Here is a 25,252-nt window from a genome sequence, read left to right as displayed (position 1 = left end):
TCCCCTTGCGTCATGGGGCGCAAAATCTGCCAGAGGCACCTCGCATGAATGGTGAAACACGTGTCGCCAAAGGTCCGGTGCCATTGCATCCGGCCCCTGCGGAAACTGCAGCCTATGATGTGGACCGTCACTATCGGGAGCTTGCCGCCAAGCGCCGCCTCTATTCCGTTGTTGGCTTTAGCGCCTTGTTTGCCGCGCTGTTCTTTTCCCTGTGGTTCGCCAACGAGACGAATGCTGGAAAGTTCTTCGATCGGCTGCCGCATCTGTTCGATTTTGCAGGCGACCTTGCCCCGCGCGACGGATGGGAAATCTGGCGCGCCATGTTCGACCTGCCAAGTCCCTATTTCGACGGCTCCCTGAAATACGACTATCCGGATGGCCGGATCTATCTCACCGAAACGTTCTACATTCCCGAATACATCTACAAAATGGTCGAGACACTCAATATCGCTGTGCTCGCAACGTTTGTCGGGTTCATTCTCGGCTTCTGTCTCTGCTTTCTGGCAGCTTCGAACATCACCACAAGCCGCTGGCTCCGGTTCTTTGTGCGCCGGTTCATGGAATTTCTGCGAGCCTTTCCCGAGATCGTCATCGCAGGCTTCTTTCTGGCGATCTTTTCGCTCGGCCCGGTGCCTGCAATCATTGCAGTGGCCATCCACACCGTCGGCGCCCTTGGCAAGATGTTCTTCGAGGTCGTGGAAAACGCTGACATGAAGCCCGACGAAGGCCTGCGGGCTGTCGGGGGAAACTGGCTTGAGCGGGTCTGGTTCGGGATTGTGCCCCAGGTCATGCCGAATTTTCTGAGCTACACCTTGCTGCGCCTTGAGATCAACGTACGCGCCTCGACGATCATCGGCGCGGTCGGGGCAGGCGGCTTTGGCGAAGTGCTGCGCCTGTCGATCAGCCGCGGGCATGAGGCCAAGACACTCGCCATCATCCTTCTCCTCTTCACCACCATCGTGGCGGTCGACCAGCTCTCGGCCTGGCTGCGCAAGAAACTCGTTGGCGAACATGCATTCGAGATGGGGGTCTGATCATGCAGCTTTCCGAACTCACCACCGCAGATATCGCCGCCATCCGCGCGCGCAATGCCGATGCCTTTCGCCCTTCCTTGTGGAAGCGGTTTGCAGTACCGATCGGCGTCACCATAGCCTGCGTCTACATCGCCTACTGCTCATGGTTCTTCTCGATCTCCAAGGTTGTCGAGAAAGCGAACTGGCAGATTGCCAGCGAATATCTCTATGACTGGTTTTCCTATGAAGTGAGGCCGGACATCGACTATCGGGACGGCGAAACACGCATCGATTTCCCGCGCTTTTCACCGCTTGGCGAGAACCCGGACCCGGACTGGATCGAGACCCGGGAGGGTACGGTTACGGTCGTGACGCAGAACAAGCCGAAGGCGCAGCAACCCGCGTCACAAGGCTCGTTCATGGCATCGCCAGCGGCCGGAAAGAAAGCCACAGAACCCGAAACCTCCATCCTGGACAAGGTCGGCGAACAGGGCTTTTCCTTCATGGCTCCGGGAGCCCAAGGTAGCGGGCAGGCAAAGGCGCAGGCGGCACATGAGGAACCGCAAGTTTCGACCGTAACCAGACTGGGTATCGCCGAAACCACCGTCCGCCTTGACCGTGGAACCGTTCTGCACATCACGCCGCAGATGGTAACCGTCACCCATGCGGGCGAGACCGTGGAACTGATGGTCAACGCGCAGGAAAACACCGTCAAGTCGCGCAGCGCATTGCCGAGCTGGGCCCTGCAGAAACGCGAGGATGCGAAGGTATTCCTTGATTTCGGGTTTTCCGGGCGTGCCGAGGTGCGGGCCCGCGAAACGAAGATTGCTCGGCGCTATCTTGGCTGGGAGAATTTCTTCTTTGACACCCGCTCACCCTATTGGGGCATGAGCTGGGGAGCCGTTGGCGAGCATCTCCTTGTCGGGCCGCAACTGGTCGATGGTCAGTCGAACTGGTCTGTCTTTTGGGATAGCATCGTCAACAACGCCGAATGGCAGCATGGCGATGTCTGGATCAAGCTGTTGCAGACCATCGTCATGGCCTTTGTCGGAACCCTGTTTGCGCTTCTGATCGCCTTTCCGCTGTCCTTTCTGGCGGCGCGCAACATCACTCCCAACGTCGTTCTCAACCAGGTCCTGAAGCGGTTCTTCGACTTCCTGCGATCCGTCGACATGCTCATCTGGGCGCTGTTCTTCACGCGGGCGTTTGGTCCGGGCCCGTTGGCTGGCATCTCGGCAATCTTCTTTACCGACACCGGGACTTTCGGGAAGCTCTATGCCGAGGCGCTTGAAAACATTGACGAGAAACAGCGCGAGGGTATCCGCTCGGTTGGCGCCAGCACCATGCAAATCCAGCGGTTTGGCGTAATCCCGCAGGTGTTGCCGATCTTCATTTCCCAGGCCCTCTATTTCTGGGAATCCAACACACGATCTGCGACCATCATCGGGGCTGTCGGCGCAGGCGGGATTGGCCTCAAGCTCTGGGAGGCCATGCGGACCAATCAGGATTGGGAAAATGTCGCCTATATGGTCATCCTCATCCTTATTGTCGTCTTCATTTTCGACAATGTTTCAAACGCGCTTCGTTCGCGATTGATTGGAAAGCAGGGATAGGCATGAGAGCAGCTATCTACTACACGCCCGAACAGGACGGTGATCTTGCCCGCAATGCCGCCGACTGGCTCGGTCGCGATCCGTTCCGAAAGGAAGGTGTTGGAGAAGAGCACCGGTTTTCCTCTCAGGTGCAAAGCCCCGCCCGCTATGGATTTCATGCGACCCTGAAAGCGCCGTTTCGCCTGAAGGACGATGCATCGATTGATGACCTCAGGCTGTTCTTTCGCGAATTTGCGGCCCGCACTTCGGGTCTCACGATCCCCTCACTCGTGCTTCAGCGGATTGGCAGGTTCTTTGCGCTTGTTCCCGCTCAGCGGGTCCCCGAACTCGATGCGCTTGCCGCCAAAGTGGTGGAGGCTTTTGAGCCTTTCCGGGCTCCCTTGACACCGTCCGACCGAGCCCGGCGCAATCCGGACGCCTTGTCAGACCGCCAGCGGGAACTTCTTGATACATGGGGCTATCCCTATGTGATGGATGAGTTCCGCTTTCACATGACGCTGACAGGTCCGGTGACCGGCGCGCAGGCCGATGAAATAGAGACTGAACTCCAGACCCGCTTTGCCAGTCACCTTGGCAACCCGCACCCGATTGCCGCCCTTGCGCTCTTTGTCGAGCCTGAGGAGGGTGGCCCCTTTTTCGTTGATAGCTATTCGAGGTTGGGAACATGAACATGCAGGACGTATCAGCAGGCCTTGCAAGATCGCAGCGCAATTCGTCGGAGCTCATCCTGACCAACGCCCAGCTGGTTCTGGAAGATCAGGTCGTGCGAGGAACGGTTGTCGTCGAAGATGGACTTATCCGCGAGTTCGACAGCTCGATCAGTGCGCATGGGCACGACATGGAAGGGGATTTCCTGATCCCCGGACTGGTCGAGCTGCATACCGATCACCTTGAAATGCACTATTCGCCGCGCCCCTCGGTGCGCTGGAACCTGACAGCGGCAATTCAGGCACATGATGCGCAGATCGCAGCGTCCGGCATCACAACTGTCTTCGACTGCCTGCGCATAGGCGCAGATGAGGATGGCGGTTTCGGCGAAGGCGAAATGCGCGCCATGTCTGCCGCCATCGAGAAGGCCCAGAAGGCGGGCCGACTGCGCGCGGAGCATATGATCCATCTGCGCTGCGAGGTTTCTGCGCCCGATACTGCAGAACGGTTCCGCGAGTTTGATGACGATGACAGCGTGCGTCTGGTTTCCCTGATGGACCACGCGCCCGGGCAGCGTCAGTTCCAGACGATGGACCAGTACACACTGTACTACAAGGAGAAGCGCGGGCTGTCGGAAGAGCAGTTTGCGGCCTTTGTTGAAAGACGGCAAAACCAGAGCAACACCTATTCAGCCAAACATCGTGCCTTGCTGGCCGAGGCCTGCAAGGCACGTAAAATTGCCGTGGCCAGTCACGACGATGCAACCTTGGCCCATGTCGAGGAAGCCCGGCAATACGGCACGACTGTTGCGGAGTTTCCAACGAGCCTGGAAGCGGCCCATGCCTCGCATGACGCGGGAATGGGCGTGTTGATGGGCGCGCCCAACGTGGTGCGCGGCAAGTCCCACAGTGGCAATATCGCGGCCCGTGATCTGGCGACGGCGAATGTTCTGGACATCCTCTCCTCGGACTATGTACCCGCCAGTCTTATGCATGCTCCATTCGTGCTTGCCGAAACGGTCGACCACATTTCCCTACCACAGGCCATCGCCATGGTAACGAGCAATCCTGCCCGTCAGGTTGGTTTGAGGGATCGTGGCAGGATCGCGAAAGGCTGCAAGGCGGATCTGGTGCAGGTGCGCTATCACGACAGCTTGCCGCAAGTGCGCACGGTTTGGCGCGATGGGGTTCGCGTTGTCTAGTTTCGCGTCACAGTCGATCGACACCGGTGCCGGCAGACTGGTGCTTATCGTCGGGCCAAGCGGGTCCGGCAAGGATACGTTGATATCCTGGTTGCAACAGCGCCTGCGATCAAATCCCGAAGTGCTCTTTGTCAAACGAACCGTCACACGCAAGGCTGATGCCACAAGTGAAGATCATGACAGCCTGAGCGAACAGGACTTCTTTGAGGCGGAAGACAGAAGTGTCTTTTCGGTGACCTGGTCCGCACATGGTCTGCGCTACGGGTTGCCGGCGAGTTCTCTGCGCCATGTGAACTGCGGCGGAATTGCCATTGCCAATGGATCAAGACGGGCTCTGGCCGAGATTTCAGCCGTTTATCCGAATGTCGTTGTCGTCAACCTGACTGTCCAGCCACAGGTGTTGCGGCAGCGTTTGCTTGATCGCGGGCGGGAGACGCCCGAGCGGATCGAACAAAGATTGAATGACGCCGGCCTCCCCTTGATCACTTCGCTACCGGTGTTCGAGCTCGACAATTCAGGCCCGATAGAAAGCGCAGGCGAGAAATTGGTCGAAATGCTGTTGCAGGACAGAGCCGCGCCGGAGCGGGCCTCCAATTCCTGAGTGAGCGCAACAAAAAGCCTTTGACCGGCAACCAAAAGCAGATGAGTTGCGCAGTTCCGAGCCGGGCATCCTGAGAAAGTTCATGGCTTGGCAGCGCAAGTCCATGTCAAACCCGGTGGCGATCAATTCAATTCAGCTGGAAGAAACTGCAATCCGCGAAGTTTATGCCTGTCACAGACGTCTTTGAAACGTTGCGAAACGATGATTTCCTGAAATGCATTGCCGCCGCTGCCGACCCATTCACAGGCGCGCACAATGTCGGACTTGTCTGCAAGGGCGCTGGCATCAAGCGTATATCGCGCGTTGGAGTTCCCATCGGTGGGCACCTGGTATTTTATCCTGCCACAATAAGGACCATCCTCCCATTTCGGGTTGATCCCACGCAGAAACCGGACCGTATCTTCGGGAGGGCGCTCGCAGCGCTCTGCGATCAGGTCGACAGGACGGATAAGAGGCAAAGGATCGCTGTCGGGTTCCAACTGGAACCAGTGCTCAAGCGGTTCTCCGGTTTTGTGAATCACCGGACTCAAAAAACGCAGGCCCGAGATGCCGCTGTCTTCAAGGGCTTTTCGCCCCATGTCGGTCACGAAGATCTGCCCGAATACCCAGTTTAATCCGGTAAATGCCTTGTTGGAGACCTTTGGCTCCTTTTGAAAGCGGATGGGAGCAAATTGCCGTTTGCCGATACCGCATCTGGTGCAGCCATCGGTGTAGTCGAACGTATCGGGCAGCCGCGGATCATCTGCAGGCTGAGGATAACCAAAATGCCCGGTTCGAATGATATACCTGTTCATCTCCAGCAGCTTGCGCTGAATGCCCGTCGAAAGTCCACCGAATGGCATCGCTCGAAATTCGTGGTCCAGAACATTTTTCAATTAAGGGAGAAATGGCGCGCCTCGGCTGATTTTGTTCGAACTTGAATTGTGAACCCTAACCTGTCCTAAGAGCCCAACAGTCCTCGGGTCAGTTCTTCTTCATTCGGCAACAAGCCCCTGTCAAGAACGGCTTCCAACGCTCTGCTAAGCAGTAGCCAAGCTCGCAACCATTGCTGGAGCGATATCTCTTTTTCCGAACCATGAGCTATGCGGCTTCGGTCTTTGTAGCTAGCACGGGAAGCTTCATATGTCTCTGCACGATTCTGCAAAGGCGAAATTAGCTCAGCCAGAAGAAGAGATGTCCTAAATGTGATTTCGGTGCTCACAGTAGGAAAAAGACTCTCGATGCCCTGCCAGATATGCAAAATTGAACTGCCTAAGTCGGGCATCAACGGCGCATTTATAAAGGCTCTTCGGGCGGCGCGAATACTGCCTTGAGCTTCTTCAAGGCCTAACCACTTTTCACTATTTTTTGCAGCTCTAATGATCAGAGACTCTGTCAACGTGCTTTTTAGGTTTTCATTATTAGCGCCGATACAATTAAATGAAAGTTCGTTGGGCCACATCTCAATTTGTCCATCCTTGTGGGTTATTCCTTCCCTCAGGCCTTCATGCATTGTCGCTTGATTTCCTGCGGATCTGGAATTGATACCAGCGTATTTATTTAAAGAGATATTTGCCGCAAACGGAGAGATTGAAGGATGAATTCCTTGAAGACTAAGCATTGCGCGAAAGACATCAAGGCGATCCCTAGCCGCGGTGATATCATTGGCTAGAATCGAAAATTCCAAATTAGCTTGAGGAAGAAAAATCTGAAGCAATTCAGCAGGCATACGGATCGGGTGTTTTTGTGCGACCAACGAATACAGATCGAATATCGATACATCCCACTTGCGTTTCAAAACAGAAAAACAGCCTTCCTCTACCAAGTCGGCATCAAATTCAGGTATTAGCCACAAGATTGGGAAATAGCAATTTTTTTGCATTTCGGAATGATATTTTGAATCCGCTAAAAATGCACGTCTATCGAGTTGATTGGTACACAACCTAAGTGCGTTGTTGGCCGGCTTGAGGGATGCAACGGTAGCGCGCAGCGTCTCCCTTTCCAAGATGGTGTTGTCTGACAACACACATCTTGCGGTTAGCGATAACTTCCTACTTCAATCAATTTCAGACGGAAATCCAACCCTTGAGGCTGGTTCAATCCGCAAAAGTTCGAACGTTACAGTAGCGCGGCACAATCCCAATCAAAACAAGGGATTGGGTTGTGCGCGCTCATTTAACCTGCTGGTGAAACCTCGTGCAGGCTTGAAAAATCGCAGGCAGTTTATTCTGTCCGTCGTCATATGTTTCTGGACAGCTTGGGTTTGGATTTAGAGGAGTGCCCGGCTCATCTGTTTGTCGATGTTAGGCGGCCTGCTTGCGATATTGCAAGCGCCGTTCGTTGATGGTGTTTTGTTTGATCCTTTCTCGTTGTTGCAGGATTTGGTCACCACGCCCGAGGTAGACGTCGGCAGGTGTGAGATTGTGCAGGCTCTCATGGTAGCGGTGGTGATTGTAGTGATCGATAAAGCCGCCGATCCGTCTCTCAAGGTCACCCGGCAAGAAATGGTTTTCCAGCAGGATGCGGTTCTTGAGCGTCTGGTGCCAGCGCTCGATCTTGCTTTGGGTCTGGGGATGGTATGGTGCGCCACGAGTATGCTTCATACCCTTGTCCTCGAGCCATTCAGCCAGTTCGGTGGCAATGTAACTTGCGCCATTGTCCGACAGCAATCTTGGTCGATGTCTGACATTAACCTGATCACAACCTGACGCCTGCAGAGCCAGTTCCAGAGTGTCGGTGACATCGCTGGCCTTCATCGTCGTGCACAGCTTCCAGGCAATGACATAACGGCTGTAGTCATCAAGAATGGTGGACAGGTAGTACCATCCCCAGCCGATGACCTTCAGATAGGTGAAGTCGGTCTGCCAGAGCTGGTTGGGTGCGGTGGTCTTGTCCTTGAACTGATCGGCCGCCTTGATCACAATGAACGCCGGACTGGTGATCAGGTCATGGGCCCTCAAAAGCCTGTAAACACTGGCTTCCGAGACGAAGTAGCGCCTTGTGTCGGTAAACCGGACGGCCAGTTCCCGCGGTGACAGCTCCGGTTCTTGCAATGCCAGATCAAGGATCTGCTGACGGATATCGTCAGGGATCCGGTTCCACACGCGCTCCGGCACGGGAACCTTGTCTTTGAGGCCGTCCACACCACCCGTCTGATATTTGTCGTACCACGCGTAAAAGGTCGAACGTGGGATGCCCAGCCTGTCGAGTGTCTGTTTGGCTGGCAGGTGCGACTGCTCCACCAGCCGGATGATCTCGAGCTTTTCGGATGCGGGATATCTCATGCGTCGTCTCCCCCATCCCCGATCATGCTTTTTTTGAGAAGCCGCAGTTCCAGAGCCTGTTCGGCAACAACTTCCTTCAGATCGCGGGCTTCACGACGAAGCCCTTTCACCTCATCGGAATTGGCTTCACGCATCGTGTCTCCGGCCAGCCGTTTCTTGCCAGCCTCCATGAATTCCTTGGACCACGAATAGTATTGGCTCTGGGCTATACCTTCCTTGCGGCACAACTCGGCGATGCTGTCTTCACCACGAAGACCGGCAATCACGATCCTGATCTTTTCTTCGGCGGAAAACCGGCGCCTGGTCTGGCGTTTGATATCCTTGACGACCCGCTCCGCGTCATCGCCAACTTGTTCGTTATTTCGTCTCATCTTCGCTCCTTGAAGGGCTACGATGAGCCAAAATCACTCCCTTATCCAATCAATCCAAGCTGTCCATCAGGCCCTGACGGCGGACACTCCTGAAGAAGCTGAAGTCCACTTGAATCTTCATTTCAACAAAGCGAAACCCTTAGATGATTGGACTGTCGATGCTGACCTGATCCTGCGCAATGGCATGAACCTGGAACTCTGGTTCGAGCAGTTTTTGCGCAATCTTGGGAATCTTCCCTCCGTGACGGTTTCGGAAGGAATAGAGCCGATATCCATCCGCTCCGGATCGTATGAAGGCAAGCCCAATCCGCATGCTTGGATGGGGCTGGAAACTGCCCGCATTTATATCGACAACATTGCAGAAGCGTTTGGCAGCCACGATCCGGCCAATGCTGCCGTTTACCGGCAGAATGCGGATGAATACAAGCGGCAGCTGGAAGAAACTATCGAGCCCTTGCGCCAAAAAGTCCTCGCGGTACCCGAAGACAAACGGTGGCTGGTGACCTGCGAAGGGGCGTTCAGTTATCTGGCGCGGGATTTCGGGCTGAAGGAGCTTTATCTCTGGCCAATGAACGCCGATCAGGTCGGCACACCGCAGCAGGTTCGCAAGGTTATTGACGGTGTGAAGAAAAACCGGATTCCCGTGGTTTTTTGCGAAAGCACGGTCAATACGGCACCGGCAAAACAGGTCGCCAGGGAAACTGGCGCGACGTACGGCGGAGAACTTTATGTGGATTCCTTGAGTGAAGCGGATGGACCAGTACCCACCTATCTGGACCTTTTGCGCGTTACGTCAGAGCGTGTTGCCAGCGGATTGACCTTGAATTTCAACTGAAATGGCAGATGACTGTTGGGTGGATAGTTCAGATTGCAAGCAGGACAACACGGTGAACCACAATCACGATGAGCCGTCTGAAGGGATTCGGGCGCACAGTGTGACCGTTACCTATCGAAACGGCCATACGGCGCTTCATGATGCGAGCTTCGAGATCCCGCGAGGGTCGGTAACAGCGCTTGTTGGTGTCAACGGCGCGGGTAAGTCGACCCTTTTCAAGGCGATCATGGGGTTTGTCCCGGCCTCGCAGGGGGAGATTACGCTGCTTGGAAAGGGTGTTTCCGAAGCACTGAAAAACAATCTGGTTTCCTATGTTCCGCAGGCCGAAGAGGTCGACTGGAGCTTTCCCGTGCAGGTCAAAGACGTCGTCATGATGGGGCGTTTCGGGCATATGGGGTTCTTGCGGCGCCCATCGGCGCAAGACCACAGGGCAGTGGACGAGGCACTAGACCGGGTCAACATGCGGGATCTTCGCAAACGTCAGATCGGCGAGTTGTCCGGCGGCCAGCGCAAACGTGTTTTTCTGGCACGGGCAATTGCGCAAGACGGGCAAGTGATCCTTCTTGATGAGCCTTTCACCGGGGTCGACGTCAAAACCGAGGAGCAAATCATCTCCCTTCTTCGTGAATTGCGCAGCGAAGGGCGGGTCATGCTGGTCTCGACGCACAATCTCGGATCGGTGCCCGAATTCTGTGACCGCACCGTCCTGATCAAGGGCACGGTCCTGGCATATGGCCTGACCGAAAACGTATTCACGCCAAAAAATCTTGAAATGGCCTTTGGCGGTGTCTTGCGCCACTTCACCATTGGCGGGTCCGAACTTCACGACGATGATGACAGCCGCCAGATCACCATTTTGACGGATGATGAACGGCCACTCGTTCGCTATGGAGAGCGCACTGTACACAATGAGGGGCGGGAATGACCGCTCTTCTTCTGGAACCTTTCACCTATTCCTACATGGTCAATGCCATGTGGGTGTCCGCACTTGTCGGCGGCGTCTGTGCCTTTCTTTCTGCCTATTTGATGCTCAAGGGGTGGTCATTGATCGGCGACGCCCTGTCCCATTCGGTGGTGCCGGGGGTTGCAGGGGCTTACATGCTTGGCCTGCCGTTCTCCATCGGAGCTTTTCTGGCAGGTGGGTTGGCGGCGGTCGCCATGCTGTTTCTGTCAGAACGCTCAGAACTGAAGGTGGATGTCATCATAGGCATCATATTCACGTCCTTCTTTGGCCTTGGTCTCTTTATGGTGTCGCTCAGCCCGACCTCCATCAGCGTGCAAACCATCACGATGGGCAACATACTTGCCATCACCCCGGAAGATACGCTGCAGCTGGCGGTAATCGGCTTCGTTTCGCTGTCGGTTCTGCTCCTGAAATGGAAGGACCTGATGGTGACCTTCTTTGACGAGAGCCACGCAAGGTCCATCGGACTGAACACGCCTTTGCTGAAAGCCATCTTCTTCGTCTTGCTGTCGGCAAGCATCGTTGCAGCAATGCAGACCGTCGGCGCTTTTCTGGTCATAGCGATGGTTGTGACACCCGGCGCGACTGCCTATCTCCTCTGCGACCGGTTCTCACGTCTTTTGCTCATGGCTGTTGCCATCGGCGCGGCAACGAGCTTCTCGGGCGCTTATGTCAGCTATTTTCTGGATGGGGCGACCGGGGGGATCATCGTGACCCTTCAGACACTGATCTTTCTTGCAGCTTTTGTGTTTGCTCCAAAACACGGGCTTTTGGCCGCGCGCCGAAGAGCGACGAAGACACAGCTCCCGAATACCGGCCAGCGGGCCATGGGTGATGGGGAGTGACAAATGGACTATGAGACCCTGCTCCTGCCTTTCCGGTTCCCCTTCATGCAGAACGCCTTCCTGATCTGCCTGATCGTGGCTATCCCGACGGCTCTTCTCTCCTGTTATCTTGTGCTCAAGGGCTGGGCCTTGATGGGCGATGCGGTTAGTCATGCCGTGCTTCCGGGTGTGGTATTGGCCTATATCCTTGGCATTCCGCTGATAATCGGTGCTTTTGCGGCGGGAATGGGAAGTGCGCTTTTGACCGGATATCTGGCGGAAAACAGTCGTGTGAAGCGGGATACCGTGATGGGCGTTGTCTTTTCCGGCATGTTCGGCATTGGTCTGGTTCTCTATGTTTCCCTGGATACGAACGCGCATCTGGACCATATTCTCTTTGGCAATATTCTGGGTGTCGGACCGGAGGATCTCTGGACCGCGGGTGTCATTTCCCTGCTGGTTTCCGCCCTGATCCTTGTGCGATGGAAGGATCTTCTATTGCACAGCTTCGATCCGGCACAGGCGCGAACGGCGGGCCTTGCGATCAATCTCATGCACTATGGGCTGCTGGCCGGCCTGTCGCTCACCATCGTGGCGACGCTGTCTTCTGTGGGATTGATCCTGGCTGTCGGCTTGCTGGTTGCTCCCGGCGCGATTGCCTTTCTTCTTGTCCGCAGCTTCGGCTGGATGCTTGTCGTCGCCGTTCTGGTTTGCGCGACCTCAATGGCGTTTGGAACTTATCTCAGTTTCTTTCTGGACAGCGCCCCGGCGCCAACCATCATCCTTGTCATGACGGCGATTTTCATTGGGACCTTTGTGCGCAAAATGTTAAAAAACCGCGCCAGAACAGACCGGCTACCGCAGAATATATGACGGCTAATTCAAGACCTTTCGAACGCAACAGCCAAACCTGCAAACAACATGCGATGTGGCGTTGGCAAGGCCTTCCAGAATATTTCCTGTTGCACCAAGTGCGATGAGCGCCGCATTCGGGTCAGCGATAGCACCGATCTGCTCGTCGAGGGCGTAGCAGGGGGCCCCAAGCAGCGCAATCCGGGAATTGGCGCTGCGACCCATCGCTTTTCAGTCGCTCGCTCCAGCTCGCCGGACAGTGTTGCGCATCTCGAACGGCCAGTCAGGCCGTCCGGCGCAACACGCTTGGCGGCCAAGCCGGATCAGGTTGAATCCGGCAGCGCTCAACAGCACCGTTGCCGACGGGGGGGAGCACAAAACAGCCAGGTAAACTGCTAAGTGTTTGACTCAGAATTCTCCGGAGAATTTGCTCGCGGCATTGCGAAGTACTCTCCGTTTCCGAAAAAGGTAAGCGTCATAATTTCTGGAATTCTTCTAGAATATCAAGAAGTTGGCGAAGCTTTTCTTTGCCAATCACTTCTTCAATTCGTTTGGCGATTAATTGCGCGTCCTTCAGCTTGCTTTCGATGAAGTGCCGCCCTTCGCCAGTAATCGCGACCGTTTGTTTACGGCGGTCTTTTTTGTCGGCCTGGCGTGTAACGAGCCCCTTTTCCAAAAGGCTTTGAACAATCCTCGTTTGGCTGGGTAGTAACAGGCAAGCTCGCTCAGCCAAAGTCGACGCGTCCAGCGGACCGTTTTCCTCCAATACCCGCAGAATACGCCATTGTTGCTCGGTGATACCGCTGTTGGCCAGCATCTCACGGATCGGAACCATGACCTTTTCGCGTGCGCGGATCAAGGCAATGGGAACAGAGCGTCGTGTTGATGGCAGAGCCGTGCTGTCTTCTAGTTGCATATCTTCAGTCATTGGACGTCCATAACGAATTGGTGGGCCATTTGTCACTTTTAAATTGACAAATGTGTGCGCATGGTATTTAACATCACAAATATTGCTTTGTTAAGGAAAATCGATGCCGCACATATCCTTCGAGTATTCCGCAAATTTGGACGACAGGGTAGATATGCAAGCTCTGTGCGAGTGTTTGCGGGAAGAGGCGGCCAGGATTAAGGCTTTGCCGTTGCCCGGACTGCGGGTGCGGGCATTGAAGGCAGAGAGCTTTTCAATCGCCGACGGTGATCCCAAACATGCCTTCATCGATATTTCCGTGCGTTTACGGGGTGGGCGGGCGATGGGCGTCAAGGCGGACATCGCGAAACGTATTTTTTCTGCCGCCAAGGCCTTTCTGGAACCGGTCCTGGAGTCGAGTTCGCTCGCGCTGTCTTTGGAGATACGTGACATCGATCCCGACCTCTCGCCCAAAACGGGCACCATTCGCGATCATTTGGAGAGTGTATAACCGATGTCTGACCTTCAGCAGAACATTCAAAAGCTAGACGGATATCTGGCTCGTTTCCGGGAAACCGGAATCTTGAATCAGATCGCCGGGGAAGCTGTTCCGGCGTTGTCGGGCGAAATATTTGAAACACGGTCACCCGTAGATGAGAGTTTCATTTGCAACGTTGCCAAGGGAAATGGTGCGGATGTCGATGCAGCAGCGAAGGCGGCGAAGGCGGCGTTTCCGGCTTGGCGAGACATGCCGGCAGTCGAGCGCAGGGAAATTTTGCATAAAATAGCCGACAAGATTGTCGAGCGTGCGGACGAAATCGCGTTGTGTGAGTGCTGGGATACCGGTCAGGCACTCCGTTTCATGTCCAAGGCCGCGTTGCGCGGTGCGGACAACTTTCGCTTTTTTGCCGACCGGGCTCCTGGCGCGCGCGATGGTCAAGCGTTGCAGTCTTCAACCTTGATGAACGTTACGACCCGGGTTCCAATTGGTCCTGTTGGCGTGATTACTCCGTGGAACACGCCTTTCATGCTGTCCACCTGGAAGATCGCTCCGGCCCTTGCTGCTGGGTGTACAATCGTACACAAACCGGCAGAATTCTCACCTTTAACCGCGCGCATTTTGGTTGAGATTGCTGAAGAAGCCGGGTTGCCGAAAGGTGTTTGGAACCTGGTCAACGGCATGGGCGAGGACGCTGGCAGGACGTTGACCGAGCATCCCGATATCAAGGCGATAGCATTTGTTGGTGAAAGCAGGACCGGCTCCCTCATCATGAAGCAGGGTGCTGATACGCTGAAGCGGTTTCATTTTGAATTGGGTGGGAAGAACCCCGTCGTGGTCTTCGATGATGCCGATCAGGATCGTGCTCTCGATGCGGCGATATTCATGATCTATTCCCTGAATGGCGAACGTTGCACTTCATCTTCGCGCTTGCTGATACATGAGCCGATAGCCGACGAATTTGAAGCCAGGCTGATTGAGCGCGTAAACAACATCAAGGTGGGTCACCCTCTGGACCCCGAAACGGAGATTGGGCCGCTTATTCACAAGACCCATTTCGATAAGGTCACCAGCTACTTCAAAACTGCACAAGATGACGGAGCGACAATCGCAGCTGGCGGAAAGCGTGTGGGCGAGGAAGGGTACTTCGTTCGCCCAACTCTTTTCACTAACGCCGCCACTTCTATGACCATTGCTCAAGAAGAGATTTTTGGCCCGGTTCTGACCTCCATTCGGTTCAGTGACGAGGCAGAGGCTCTACAGATCGCCAACGATGTTGACTATGGCCTGGCCGGTTATGTCTGGACGAACGATCTCACGCGCGCCCTGCGTTTCACCAAAGAACTCGATGCCGGCATGATTTGGGTGAATTCCGAAAATGTCCGCCACCTGCCAACTCCTTTTGGTGGAATGAAGGCGAGTGGAATCGGGCGCGACGGCGGCGATTGGTCTTTTGAATTCTTCATGGAGCAGAAGAACATAGCGTTCGCCACCGGTCAGCACAAAATTCCACGTTTAGGCGCCCTATGACAGCCGCCAATTCAATTATCGCTTCTCGGAGGTAGACATGGGTGAAATAGTTCTCGCAGCCAAGGTCACACACGTCCCGACTATGCTGATGTCCGAACAGGATGGACCAGTTAAAGGTAAGCGTCAGCCTGCCATCGACGGACACTATGAAATCGCGCGCCGAGCTAAAGAGCTCGGAGCAACAACCGTGGTAATTTGTGATACGCATTGGGTGATAAACGCCGGGTACCACATTAACGCGAACCATCGTTTCGAAGGCCTGTTTACCTCGAACGAGTTTCCGCACTTCATTCAAAACCTCCCGTACTCCTATGCCGGCAATCCAGAGCTTGGAGAAGCGATTGCCAAGGCGGCGTCCGCGAAGGGTACATACACGCTTGCCCATCAGCTGGACAGCCTGGAACTTGAATACGGTACACTCGTGCCGATGCGGTTCATGAGCAGAGAACACGACATGAAAGTCGTCTCTATTGCTGCCTGGTGCACCGTCCACGATCATCAGGAAAGCCGAAGCATCGGGGAGGCTATACGCGAGGCGGTCGAAGCAAGTTCCGAAAAGGTGCTGCTGATCGCTTCCGGCTCCCTTTCGCACAAGATTTGGGCAAACAAGGATTATGCCGCCAATAACGGCACCTTCACCATCTCTTCTGAATTCAATCGGCAAATGGATCTGCATGTCCTCGATATGTGGAAACGAGGCGACCACGCCGCATTTTTGAAAATGCTCCCCGAGTACGCGGAGTATTGCTGCGGTGAGGGTTCGATGCACGATACCGCCATGCTTTATGGCGCACTCGGCTGGGGCAAATACACGGCTCAGTGCGAGGTAGTGACCGAGTACTTCCCGAGCTCAGGAACTGGTCAGACGAATGTCATTTTCCCGGTTCAATAAAACCCTGGCAGGACAAGCACATGCCCGTTCCAGCACCCAACCTCTATCCGCCGTTTAATATCATCCGTCTCAGCCATGTCGAATTGGCGGTTACGGATCTGGCCAAGAGCCGAGCGTTCTACACTGACACGCTCGGCATGCAGCTCACGGCAGTAACCGGTGACAAGGTTTATATGCGTGCCAGGGAAGAGCGTGGTCATCACAGCATTGTACTGCACCAGCAGTCGCAAGCTTGCGCAAATTTCCTTGGTTTCAAGGTGTATGACGAAGAAAATCTCGACAAAGCTGCGCACTTCTTCAACTCACGGGGGCTTCCGGTTGACTGGGTAGATCGCCCGCAACAGTCACGAACCTTTCGTACTCGTGATTTGCACGGCATTCCTCTTGAGTTCTATTGCCAAATGGAACGCTTGCCGCCGATTCATCAACAAAGCGGTCTCCATAAAAGTGTGAAGCCGTTTCGGATCGACCATTTCAATTGCATCTCGCCGGATGTCGACGCGTCGATTGCGTTCTATAAAGAACTCGGATTTCGGGTCACCGAATATGCGGAAGACGAGGAAACCGGAAGTCTCTGTGCTGCGTGGACCCACCGAAAGGGTGGTGTGCATGATATGGCGTTTACTAACGGCCATGGACCACGCCTTCACCATACCGCGCTTCGGTTCTCGACACCGTCTAACATCATCGACTTGCTCGATTTGATGTCCTCGACTGGTTGGTCATCAAACGTTGAACGTGGGCCAGGGCATCACGACACCTCCAACGCATTCTTCCTGTACATCCGAGACCCGGACGGCCACAGGATTGAGATTTATTGTTCTGATAACCAGACAGTTGATCCCGCCTTTGAACCGATTAAGCGGGGTCTCATGGACCCGCAATGCCAAACGCTCTGGGGCACGTCAGCATCAAAAAGTTGGTTTGAAGAAGGAGCAATCTTTGCGGGTTCTTCTGTTCAGGCCCCCAGCCTGTCGGCTCAGCCAATCGTTGCGCCATAGGAAGGTAGTATGCTGAAACTTAAGGACAAGGCGCTGTATCGCGAAGCGGCTCTGGTGGGAAGAATCTGGATTCCTGCCGATGAACGCAATGCAATCGAGGTCAAAAATCCCGCAACCGGAGCTGTCATCGGCCTTGTGCCAAACCTTGGTGCAAGCGAAACCGAGGCTGCCGTTGCCGTAGCCGAAATGGCACGCCATGCCTGGGCGCGCCGTACCGCAAAAGAGCGGTCAGTTGTTTTGCGGAAATGGTTCGAGCTGATGGGGGAGCATCAGGATGACCTTGCCTCCATTCTCACGGCAGAACAGGGAAAACCCCTTGCGGAGGCAAAAGGCGAAATCGCTTATGGTGCCAGTTTCCTTGAGTGGTTTGCAGAGGAAGCCCGGCGAGCTTATGGCGACATTACTCCCGGTCATTCGCCGGACAAGCGGATACTGACAATTAAACAGCCGGTTGGTGTAGTTGCGGCGATCACCCCCTGGAACTTTCCAAACGCCATGATCGCGCGCAAGGTCGGTCCGGCGCTGGCTGCCGGTTGTTCAATGGTTCTCAAGCCAGCCGCCCAGACGCCGTTTTCTGCGATTGCCATGGCCGTTTTGGCGGAACGCGCTGGTCTTCCGCCGGGCCTCTTCTCGGTTGTTACCGGTTCGGCGCGCGAGATTGGCAAGGTCATGACCGGCAGTCCCCTGGTTCGGAAGCTGACCTTTACCGGCTCAACTGAGGTTGGGGCGAAACTGTATGCCCAGTGCGCACCAACCATCAAGAAACTCGGCCTTGAACTAGGCGGCAACGCACCGTTTGTCGTATTTGACGATGCGGACCTGGACGCCGCTGTGGACGGCGCAATTATCGCCAAGTTTCGCAATAACGGCCAGACTTGCGTTTGCGCTAATCGTATCTACGTTCAGGAAGCCGTCTATGATGCTTTTGCCGAGAAACTGGCGGCAAAAGTTGCTGGCTTGCGAACAGGAAATGGCTTTGAGGAAGGGGTTTCATTTGGCCCGCTGATTGACAGTGCTGCTGTCAGCAAGGTCGAGGAACATATTGCAGATGCGGTCGGAAAAGGCGCAAAAATCGCGTTGGGTGGCCAGTCTCATCCCCTCGGTGGAACCTTCTTTTCACCAACGATCCTGACCGACGTCAGTGCTGAAATGGCGGTTGCAAAAGAAGAGACCTTTGGGCCGATCGCGCCTCTTTTCAGATTCCACTCTGAAGCAGAGGTAGTCGAAGCGGCAAATGACACTGAATTTGGACTGGCAGCCTACTTCTATACTCAGAACATGGCCCGAGTTTGGCGCGTTTCCGAAGCTCTTGATTTCGGGATTGTGGGTATCAATACAGGCCTGATTTCAACCGCAGAAGCTCCATTTGGTGGCGTCAAAACCTCTGGCCTTGGTCGGGAGGGGTCACGTCATGGTCTCGATGATTTCATGGAGCTGAAATACCTCTGCATGGGTGGTGTTGAACTGGCAAAGGGATAATTAACAATGCGTTTTGCAACCTACACGGCAGACGGAAAAACCTACTACGGCGCGGCTGCCGACAACGGTATGATCGCCCTCTCGCCACATTTTCCGGAATGGCCGACCCTCTATGACGTTATAGCGGCTGACGGCCTTGCTGCCCTGGGTAAGGCGGCGAATGGTAAGCCGGTTACGCACACCGAGTTTGCTTTCGAAATGGTGATGCCAAATGCGCCACGAATTCTCTGCGTCGGGGTCAATTTTCCTGACAGGAATGCAGAGTACAAAGATGGAAGCGCGCAGCCGAAGTACATGTCGCTGTTCCCGCGATTTGCAAGCGGGTTTACCGGTCACAACCGGCCACTGGTTCGTCCCCCGGAAAACCATACTCTCGATTACGAAGGCGAAGTCGCCATTGTAATCGGAAAGACCGGGCGCCGGATCAAACCCCAGAACGCGTATGATCATATTGCAGCATTGACACTTTGCAATGAAGGAACAATCCGTGACTGGGTGCGCCACGCCAAGTTCAACGTCACACAAGGCAAGAACTGGGACAATTCTGGTTCGATCGGTCCATGGCTGGTGCCGTTCACAGATGCAGCTCAGCTTGATGATGCGAGAATACAAACGCGCGTAAACGGAGAAGTCCGGCAGGATGACTGCCTGAAGCGCATGATGTTCCCGATCCGCGAAGAGATCGCATATATCTCGACCTTCATGACACTCCAGCCGGGCGATATCATTGTAACGGGCACCCCGGCCGGAGCTGGCGCGAGATTTGATCCGCCTCGTTATCTTAAGCCGGGGGATGTCGTTGAGATCGAAGTAGAGGGCATTGGCACCTTGATAAACAGCGTGGTGGACGAAAAATGACACCACAAGACCATGCCTGCGCTGCTGAAGAACTCTTCAACGCCGAAAAAACCGGCAAACAGATAGGCCTCTTGTCGCTGCGCTATCCAGATATCGGCATGGCCGACGCATATGCCATTCAAAATGAACTTCTGAAGCTAAAGCTGAGTGCCGGACGAAATGTAGTTGGGTGGAAGATAGGTCTTACTTCCAAGGCAATGCAGGATGCTCTCGGGATCGATATCCCTGACAGCGGCATTTTGTTTGACGATATGGCCTTTGAAAGTGGCGCTACTGTCCCCGGGGGGCGCTTCATTCAGCCGAGAATTGAAGCTGAGATCGCCTTTGTCATGAAAAGTGCCTTGGATGGTGCGGATGTGACAAGAGAAGATGTTCTTGCAGCGACAGAATGTATCGTTCCCTCAATCGAGATACTTGATACGCGGATCCATCGAACGGATGCAGCGACCGGCAAAACCCGCTCGGTCTTCGATACCATCAGCGACAACGCTGCCAATGCCGGTTTTGTGCTTGGACAGAAATGTCATGACCCTGAGGACTTTGACCTTAGGTGGATAGGGGCTCTGGTCTTCCGCAATGGCGAAATCGACGAGACTGGCCTTGGTGCCGGTGTCTTGAACGACCCGGCAGAATCCGTCGCATGGCTGGCCCGCCGCATGTCTGGTTACGGGCAACGGATTGAACCCGGCCACATCGTCCTGTCCGGGAGTTTTGTGCGCCCAATAGAATGCCCGCCAGCAACCGAAATCCACGCAGATTTCGGCAGCTTTGGGACGGTCGATATCGCCTTCGCTTAGGAAAAACAAATGCCTGCTCCGCACAACTCGTTCAAAAAGTCACTGAATTCCGGACATCCGCAAATGGGGTGCTGGCTCGGCATGGCCGATGCATATGCTGCTGAAATAGGCGCAGCCGCCGGATTCGACTGGTTGTTGATTGATGGAGAACATGCGCCGAATGACCTCAGGTCGATCATTGCTCAGTTGCAGGTGATTTCGGCATCGAAAAGTCATGCTGTGGTTCGCCCGGTCGTCGGCGAAACCTGGATGATCAAGCAGTTGCTTGATGCTGGTGCGCAAACCTTGCTGGTCCCGATGGTTGAAAGTGCAGCACAAGCGCGTGAGTTGGTGCGTGCGGTAACATATCCCCCAGTAGGAGTGCGTGGAGTTGGTTCGGCGCTTGCCAGAGCTTCGAACTTTTCTGGGATTCCGGATTATCTTCAGACAGCCGATAGAGAAATCTGTCTGCTTGTTCAGGTAGAAAACCGTAGGGGCCTTGACGCGTTGGACGAGATCCTCGCGGTGGATGGTATCGACGGTGTTTTTATCGGGCCGGCCGATTTGGCCGCTGACATGGGTCACATCGGGCAACCCATGCATCCGGAGGTCGTCGCGGCGATTGAAGCCGCGATGATACGCATAAAGGCTGCCGGGAAAGCTCCCGGCATTCTCACAACAAATCTCGATTTTGCGAAAACTTGCCTGGACTTTGGCGCCTTGTTCGTCGCAACGGCGATCGACGTCACGGTTCTTGCGAATGCTCTGAGGAAGTCCGCTGCCGAAAGCAATGAACTCAAAAATGGGGCGGAATCCAAAGATTCAACCATGACGGAGGAAGTGAAGTAATGAATTATTTCAAGAAAGTAGCGCTTGCGAGTGCTGTGTTCGCAGTCAGTGCAGTAACTGCTGCGGCCGCTGAATATGAATTTAAATTGCATCACTTTCTCGGAGAGAAGGCGCCTGCGCATAGCAAAATGCTTGAACCTTGGGCGCGCCAGGTTGAAGAAAACTCTGGCGGCAAGGTAAAAATCGAAATCTATCCTGCAATGACACTTGGTGGTCGTCCACCCGAGTTGATTAGCCAAGTGCGGGACGGAGTTGTCGACATCGTATGGACAGTCAACGGTTATTCACCTGGCTTGTTTCCGCGGACCGAGGTCTTTGAACTTCCCGGTATTCACACAAATGATCCTGTCGCAACAAATCTCGCACTAGCTGACCTGTACCACAGTGATTTGAAGGAAGAGTACAAGGGTGTTGAAGTCATGTTCCTGCATGTGCATGCAGGTCAGGCAATCCACATGCGCGATGCAGAGGTCAAGTCTCCTGCTGACCTGACCGGGAAGAAAATCCGGATTCCGACCAGAACCGGCGCCTGGATGATTGAGGCGCTTGGAGCGGCTCCGGTGGCTATACCTGTACCTGAATTGCCGACTGCGCTGCAAAAAGGCGTTATCGACGGGGCGTTCATACCGTGGGAAATCATTCCGCCATTGAAGATCCAGGAACAAACAGAATTCCAGATCGAAGGTGTGAACAAGGAACGCTTCGGCAATGCCACATTCCAGGTTTCCATGAACAAGGGGCGTTGGAATTCACTTCCTGAAGAAATTCAAAAAGCTTTCCGCGATGCTTCAGGACCGGCGTGGCTGAAAGAAGTCGGCATGATCTGGAAAAACGCCGACGATTTTGGCATTGGCCTTGCCGTCAAGGCGGGCAACAAACACATCGAGTTGAACGAAGAGGAAACTGAAGTCTTCCGTGAGGCGCTCGCCCCTGTCGTTGATCGTTGGGTCAAAGAAGTTGCCAGCAAGGGAATCGATGGCGAAGCTCTGGTTCAAAAGGCCAATGCCTCAATTGCAAAACATGCGGACGACTAATGTCAGATAATCTGCAAGCAAGCAGCCCTGGTTTTACCAGGGCTGCAATTCGCCTGATAAATGCCTGGGCCATCTGTGGCGGCTGCCTTTTGTTGGTGGTGGTGGCCATCAACATGTTTGCAATTGTCGGCTCTGCGTTTGGGACGCCTTTTCCCGGAGATTTCGAATTGACGGAAATGGGTGTCGCCATAGCGGTGTTTGCATTTCTGCCCTACTGTCAATTGGTCGGCGCGAATGTTGCCGCAGATATCTTTACATCAGGGGCATCCAGCCGAACCATTGCCATCTTTACACTGCTCGGCTCCTTGGTCGCGTTCTTCTTCGCATGTTTGCTGATTTGGCGCATGTACTTCGGAATGCAGGATCAAATGGAGTACGATTACACGACGACTATCCTTCAAATTCCGCACTGGATAGCGTTTGTTCCAATTCTCATCTCTCTCGCATTGCTGGCTTTGGCTGCGTTCGTAACCTTGTTGCGCGACGTCAACGTTCTGTCCGGTGGGCAAAGGATTAAATAGAATGACGGACACACTTGTGCTGGGTTTGGGCGCGCTGGTGGTTCTTATAGGGCTGATCGCAATTCGCATGCCTATAGCTTATGCGATGATTTTGGTAGGCGGCATAGGAACCATGATGCTGAATGGTCCTGCACTGGTCCTCAGTCAGCTTAAGACGCTCGCTTACGGTCAATTTTCCATCTACGATTTATCTGTAGTTCCGATGTTCGTCTTGATGGGCGCATTTGCTTCCAAGACGGGACTTAGTCAGGCGTTGTTCCGCGGTGCGAATGCTTGGCTGGGCTGGTTACGTGGCGGTACAGCTATGGCTGCTATTGCAAGTTGTGCCGGTTTCGGGGCGGTCTGCGGTTCATCGCTTGCAACAGCGTCAACAATGGGCAAGGTGGCCCTGCCAGAACTCAAACGCTATAAGTATTCTGGTGCTCTGGCGACGGGAACACTGGCAGCCGGTGGCGTACTCGGCATCCTGATCCCTCCTTCTGTGGTCTTGATTATCTATGCCATAATTGTAGAGGCAAACATCGTCACGATGTTCATGGCGGCATTCTTGCCCGGCCTGTTGGCTGTCATTCTGTTTCTTCTCACCATCGCTGTATATGTCGCCATCAAACCGGAGTCCGCTTCCAGGGGAGGCGCGCCGAATGCCAGGGAATTCGTCGCAGCCACTGCAGGGATGATCCCGGTTCTGGTCATATTCGGATTGGTGATCGGTGGCATTTATCTTGGATTTTTTAACCCTACCCCCGCGGCGGCTGTCGGAGTTTTCCTGGTTCTGATCTTCGGTCTTGTACAGAGAAAACTCACGAGGTGGGACTTCGTTCAGGCGTTGAAGGAGACTGCATCTACTTCCGGAATGATCTATCTGATTATTCTGGGCGCAGAGCTCCTCAAGATCTTCATGTCCAGAGTCGGGCTCCCGCAGGAGATGGCAGCTTGGGTTGGTGGGTCGGGGCTGGAGCCGATGACAGTGCTCATTCTCCTGCTGGTGGCGTTGATTCTGTTGGGCTGCCTAATGGACAGTCTTTCGATGATCCTGTTGGTGATCCCATTTTTCTGGCCGGTACTGGTAGAAATCAACGGGGGTATCTATCAAGGCGCGGAAGGGGCCGGGTTCGGCATGAGTACCGAAGATCTGAAGATCTGGTTCGGTATACTCGCACTCGTTGTTGTTGAGCTCGGTTTGATCACACCCCCTGTCGGGATGAATGTTTTCGTCATCTCGTCTCTCGACCGGGAGACACCTATGATCGAAACATTCAAGGGAGTTACACCCTTCTTCATTGCAGAGATCCTGAGGGTCATCCTCTTGGTCAGTTTCCCGGCAATCACTTTATGGCTTCCATATATGCTCAAATAGGAAACACCAGACTGTGTGGACGAATTGGAGACGTATTTCGTGGATCAAACGGCTGCTGTCTGAAGGAAATGTCCCTTTGAACGTATGTTCAATACGTTCAGCAGGCCCCCTCCATCATCCATTGCCGTTTGACCCACGAAATACGTCTCCAATTCGTCCACACAGCCTGGGAGTCCGGCTTGATACCCTCGGCGACTTTCTTGCTGTATTGCTGACTGCTCTTCCGGTTGCCGCGATTGGCGTCCACGCATCAGATCGGGTCTTGCCTTCTGATGATGGTATCAGTCATCCGTAGTGGCACGGCGTAATGAACGAGTTGGACGGTACCTTGAAAATTGTTTTAATGAGACACGGCAAGCCGGATATTGACCTTGAGGATTTGCTCACACGAAGAGTTTCTGCCGCTCAGGTCGGCGAAATCGTCAGGGCGTACGAAATGAGCGGACTATCCAGGGACAGCACGCCCAACTTGTCCGCAATAGAAGAAGTGAAGGTCACCGGATTTGTCATATGTAGTGACCTTCCCAGAGCGGTGCAGTCTGTTGAATTATTGGGCGGTCGGCACAAGTCGTTGATTGATGAGAGTTTTCGAGAGTCGAGTCTGCCATATTTGAATTCACGATGGCCGAGGTTGTCGCTTTATGCCTATTTCATTTTGTTTCGCATAGCATGGCTCTTGGGGTTCTCGACGAATGGCGAGTCGGTCTGCGCCGCCAGAAGACGCGCCGCGAGGAATGCATCGAAGCTCATGGAACTGGCTCAGACCCATGGCAGCGTAGTCTTGCTTGGCCATGGAATAATGAACCGTCTGATCGCGCGAGAACTGAAGAAATCTGGATGGAGGCGTGAAACACGAAGCAATGAGGGGTATTGGTCCCATACGGTATTCGAAAAGTGAACAATTTGGACTATTTCGCTAACTACACCGCACAGTATTTTTTGAGGTAATGTCCGGAATTTATCGCACATTTAAAATACGATGACAGTTTATTATTAAAGGCAGCGGAGTTCGGCGCAAGAAATTGCAAATTGTCACGGTAGTACATAATGCTGGTTTTGACCCCGCTTACGAATGGTCGTCATCGTTCTCTCCGTCACTGTGACACCAGTTTGACAGATCGATTTTCGGAAGCTTTTCGGCTGGGGTGCCATAAGACCCAGTCATTGAGAAGACTTGAGTTATAATGGCGCACCCGACAGGATTCGAACCTGTGACCTCTGCCTTCGGAGAGCGAAAATGGGCCAAATCCACGTTTGATGGATTTGCTAACGCATTGATTGATAATCCATAATCGTTCATAGGTCAACATGTTGATTTTCACTGAGAACTGACCCGGTATTTTCACCGAGAATTGACCCACCTT

General features: G+C 54.2%; 27 protein-coding genes. 21 read left to right on the top strand and 6 right to left on the bottom strand.

Annotation, left to right across the window (positions count from 1 at the left end):
- Positions 1-44: 44 nt before the first annotated feature.
- Genes phnE (F0155_RS16475) through phnN form a run of 5 tightly spaced genes read left to right on the top strand, consistent with a single transcriptional unit; the run spans position 45 to position 5,076 of the window.
- Positions 45-1,034, top strand: a complete 990-nt coding sequence (gene phnE / locus F0155_RS16475; protein WP_150525644.1) for a phosphonate ABC transporter, permease protein PhnE — start codon at positions 45-47, stop codon at positions 1,032-1,034.
- A complete protein-coding gene (phnE, locus tag F0155_RS16470) occupies positions 1,034-2,626 on the top strand; it encodes a phosphonate ABC transporter, permease protein PhnE (protein WP_425299982.1) in 1,593 nt (530 codons plus the stop codon). The genes phnE (F0155_RS16475) and phnE (F0155_RS16470) overlap by 1 nt, the downstream gene beginning before the upstream one ends.
- Before the next feature lie 2 nt (positions 2,627-2,628).
- A complete protein-coding gene (locus F0155_RS16465; RefSeq protein ID WP_150525642.1) occupies positions 2,629-3,294 on the top strand; it encodes a DUF1045 domain-containing protein in 666 nt (221 codons plus the stop codon).
- 2 nt (positions 3,295-3,296) lie between these two features.
- Positions 3,297-4,475: an alpha-D-ribose 1-methylphosphonate 5-triphosphate diphosphatase gene (locus F0155_RS16460; protein WP_150525641.1), complete on the top strand. Its 1,179-nt coding sequence runs from the start codon at positions 3,297-3,299 to the stop codon at positions 4,473-4,475.
- Complete coding sequence (phnN, locus tag F0155_RS16455; protein ID WP_161599823.1) at positions 4,468-5,076, top strand: phosphonate metabolism protein/1,5-bisphosphokinase (PRPP-forming) PhnN; 609 nt, start codon at positions 4,468-4,470, stop codon at positions 5,074-5,076. The genes F0155_RS16460 and phnN overlap by 8 nt, the downstream gene beginning before the upstream one ends.
- Positions 5,077-5,198: 122 nt before the next feature.
- On the opposite strand, the gene F0155_RS16450 is transcribed toward phnN, so the two are convergent.
- The 3 genes from F0155_RS16450 to F0155_RS16440 all read right to left on the bottom strand — a co-directional run bounded on the left by F0155_RS16450 (position 5,199) and on the right by F0155_RS16440 (position 8,710).
- Positions 5,199-5,918, bottom strand: coding sequence for a hypothetical protein (locus F0155_RS16450; protein ID WP_150525639.1), 720 nt, complete (start codon positions 5,916-5,918; stop codon positions 5,199-5,201).
- Positions 5,919-6,016: 98 nt separating this feature from the next.
- Entirely contained in the window at positions 6,017-7,078 is a 1,062-nt protein-coding gene (locus F0155_RS16445) for a hypothetical protein (protein WP_150525638.1), read from the bottom strand.
- 280 nt (positions 7,079-7,358) lie between these two features.
- Positions 7,359-8,710, bottom strand: a protein-coding gene (locus F0155_RS16440) for an IS3 family transposase (protein WP_150525637.1) whose coding sequence is annotated in 2 segments (ribosomal slippage) — positions 7,359-8,374 and positions 8,374-8,710 — 1,353 coding nt in all. Because the reading frame shifts where the segments join, the coding sequence is not laid out codon by codon here.
- A gap of 22 nt (positions 8,711-8,732) precedes the next feature.
- Between F0155_RS16440 and F0155_RS16435 the strand changes: the two genes are divergently transcribed.
- Genes F0155_RS16435 through F0155_RS16420 form a run of 4 tightly spaced genes read left to right on the top strand, consistent with a single transcriptional unit; the run spans position 8,733 to position 12,206 of the window.
- A complete protein-coding gene (locus F0155_RS16435; RefSeq protein ID WP_150525636.1) occupies positions 8,733-9,545 on the top strand; it encodes a metal ABC transporter solute-binding protein, Zn/Mn family in 813 nt (270 codons plus the stop codon).
- Positions 9,546-9,597: 52 nt separating this feature from the next.
- A complete protein-coding gene (locus F0155_RS16430; RefSeq protein ID WP_280177009.1) occupies positions 9,598-10,470 on the top strand; it encodes a manganese/iron ABC transporter ATP-binding protein in 873 nt (290 codons plus the stop codon).
- Positions 10,467-11,354: a metal ABC transporter permease gene (locus F0155_RS16425; RefSeq protein ID WP_150525634.1), complete on the top strand. Its 888-nt coding sequence runs from the start codon at positions 10,467-10,469 to the stop codon at positions 11,352-11,354. Before F0155_RS16430 ends, F0155_RS16425 begins: the two co-directional genes overlap by 4 nt.
- 3 nt (positions 11,355-11,357) lie before the next feature.
- Positions 11,358-12,206, top strand: a complete 849-nt coding sequence (locus F0155_RS16420) for a metal ABC transporter permease (RefSeq protein ID WP_150525633.1) — start codon at positions 11,358-11,360, stop codon at positions 12,204-12,206.
- 3 nt (positions 12,207-12,209) lie between these two features.
- On the opposite strand, the gene F0155_RS16415 is transcribed toward F0155_RS16420, so the two are convergent.
- Positions 12,210-12,410 (bottom strand): hypothetical protein, encoded by a 201-nt coding sequence (locus F0155_RS16415; protein WP_150525632.1) that lies wholly within the window; start codon positions 12,408-12,410, stop codon positions 12,210-12,212.
- A 250-nt stretch (positions 12,411-12,660) separates the two neighbouring features.
- The gene (hpaR, locus tag F0155_RS16410) at positions 12,661-13,113 is read right to left on the bottom strand and encodes a homoprotocatechuate degradation operon regulator HpaR (RefSeq protein ID WP_150525631.1); all 453 of its coding nucleotides are present in this window, start codon (positions 13,111-13,113) and stop codon (positions 12,661-12,663) included.
- 103 nt (positions 13,114-13,216) lie between these two features.
- Between hpaR and F0155_RS16405 the strand changes: the two genes are divergently transcribed.
- The 12 genes from F0155_RS16405 to F0155_RS16350 all read left to right on the top strand — a co-directional run bounded on the left by F0155_RS16405 (position 13,217) and on the right by F0155_RS16350 (position 24,786).
- Positions 13,217-13,603 (top strand): 5-carboxymethyl-2-hydroxymuconate Delta-isomerase, encoded by a 387-nt coding sequence (locus F0155_RS16405; protein ID WP_150525630.1) that lies wholly within the window; start codon positions 13,217-13,219, stop codon positions 13,601-13,603.
- 3 nt (positions 13,604-13,606) lie between these two features.
- A complete protein-coding gene (gene hpaE, locus F0155_RS16400) occupies positions 13,607-15,121 on the top strand; it encodes a 5-carboxymethyl-2-hydroxymuconate semialdehyde dehydrogenase (protein WP_150525629.1) in 1,515 nt (504 codons plus the stop codon).
- Positions 15,122-15,158: 37 nt separating this feature from the next.
- Positions 15,159-16,013 carry a 3,4-dihydroxyphenylacetate 2,3-dioxygenase gene (gene hpaD / locus F0155_RS16395; protein ID WP_150525628.1) on the top strand — a complete coding sequence of 285 codons (855 nt, stop codon included), beginning with the start codon at positions 15,159-15,161 and terminating at the stop codon, positions 16,011-16,013.
- Positions 16,014-16,033: 20 nt separating this feature from the next.
- Entirely contained in the window at positions 16,034-17,014 is a 981-nt protein-coding gene (gene hpaD / locus F0155_RS16390; protein ID WP_150525627.1) for a 3,4-dihydroxyphenylacetate 2,3-dioxygenase, read from the top strand.
- 12 nt (positions 17,015-17,026) lie between these two features.
- A complete protein-coding gene (locus F0155_RS16385) occupies positions 17,027-18,493 on the top strand; it encodes an NAD-dependent succinate-semialdehyde dehydrogenase (protein WP_150525711.1) in 1,467 nt (488 codons plus the stop codon).
- A gap of 6 nt (positions 18,494-18,499) precedes the next feature.
- A complete protein-coding gene (locus tag F0155_RS16380) occupies positions 18,500-19,351 on the top strand; it encodes a fumarylacetoacetate hydrolase family protein (protein ID WP_150525626.1) in 852 nt (283 codons plus the stop codon).
- Complete coding sequence (gene hpaH, locus F0155_RS16375) at positions 19,348-20,148, top strand: 2-oxo-hept-4-ene-1,7-dioate hydratase (protein ID WP_150525625.1); 801 nt, start codon at positions 19,348-19,350, stop codon at positions 20,146-20,148. Before F0155_RS16380 ends, hpaH begins: the two co-directional genes overlap by 4 nt.
- A 9-nt stretch (positions 20,149-20,157) precedes the next feature.
- A complete protein-coding gene (gene hpaI / locus F0155_RS16370; RefSeq protein ID WP_150525624.1) occupies positions 20,158-20,976 on the top strand; it encodes a 4-hydroxy-2-oxoheptanedioate aldolase in 819 nt (272 codons plus the stop codon).
- Positions 20,976-22,010: a TRAP transporter substrate-binding protein gene (locus F0155_RS16365; protein ID WP_150525623.1), complete on the top strand. Its 1,035-nt coding sequence runs from the start codon at positions 20,976-20,978 to the stop codon at positions 22,008-22,010. The genes hpaI and F0155_RS16365 overlap by 1 nt, the downstream gene beginning before the upstream one ends.
- Complete coding sequence (locus F0155_RS16360; RefSeq protein WP_150525622.1) at positions 22,010-22,531, top strand: TRAP transporter small permease; 522 nt, start codon at positions 22,010-22,012, stop codon at positions 22,529-22,531. The genes F0155_RS16365 and F0155_RS16360 overlap by 1 nt, the downstream gene beginning before the upstream one ends.
- 1 nt (position 22,532) lies before the next feature.
- The gene (locus F0155_RS16355) at positions 22,533-23,888 is read left to right on the top strand and encodes a TRAP transporter large permease (RefSeq protein ID WP_150525621.1); all 1,356 of its coding nucleotides are present in this window, start codon (positions 22,533-22,535) and stop codon (positions 23,886-23,888) included.
- Positions 23,889-24,195: 307 nt separating this feature from the next.
- Positions 24,196-24,786 carry a histidine phosphatase family protein gene (locus tag F0155_RS16350; protein ID WP_150525620.1) on the top strand — a complete coding sequence of 197 codons (591 nt, stop codon included), beginning with the start codon at positions 24,196-24,198 and terminating at the stop codon, positions 24,784-24,786.
- Between the two features lie 196 nt (positions 24,787-24,982).
- Here the strand turns inward: F0155_RS16350 and F0155_RS23660 are convergent.
- On the bottom strand, positions 24,983-25,252 hold a 270-nt coding region (locus F0155_RS23660; RefSeq protein ID WP_204934508.1), incomplete at its 5' end, for a hypothetical protein.

Source organism: Roseibium sediminis (genome assembly GCF_008711325.1).
Taxonomy (GTDB): domain Bacteria; phylum Pseudomonadota; class Alphaproteobacteria; order Rhizobiales; family Stappiaceae; genus Roseibium; species Roseibium sediminis.
Note: the sequence above shows the minus strand (reverse complement) of the source record. Positions and strands in the feature narration are given on the sequence as shown.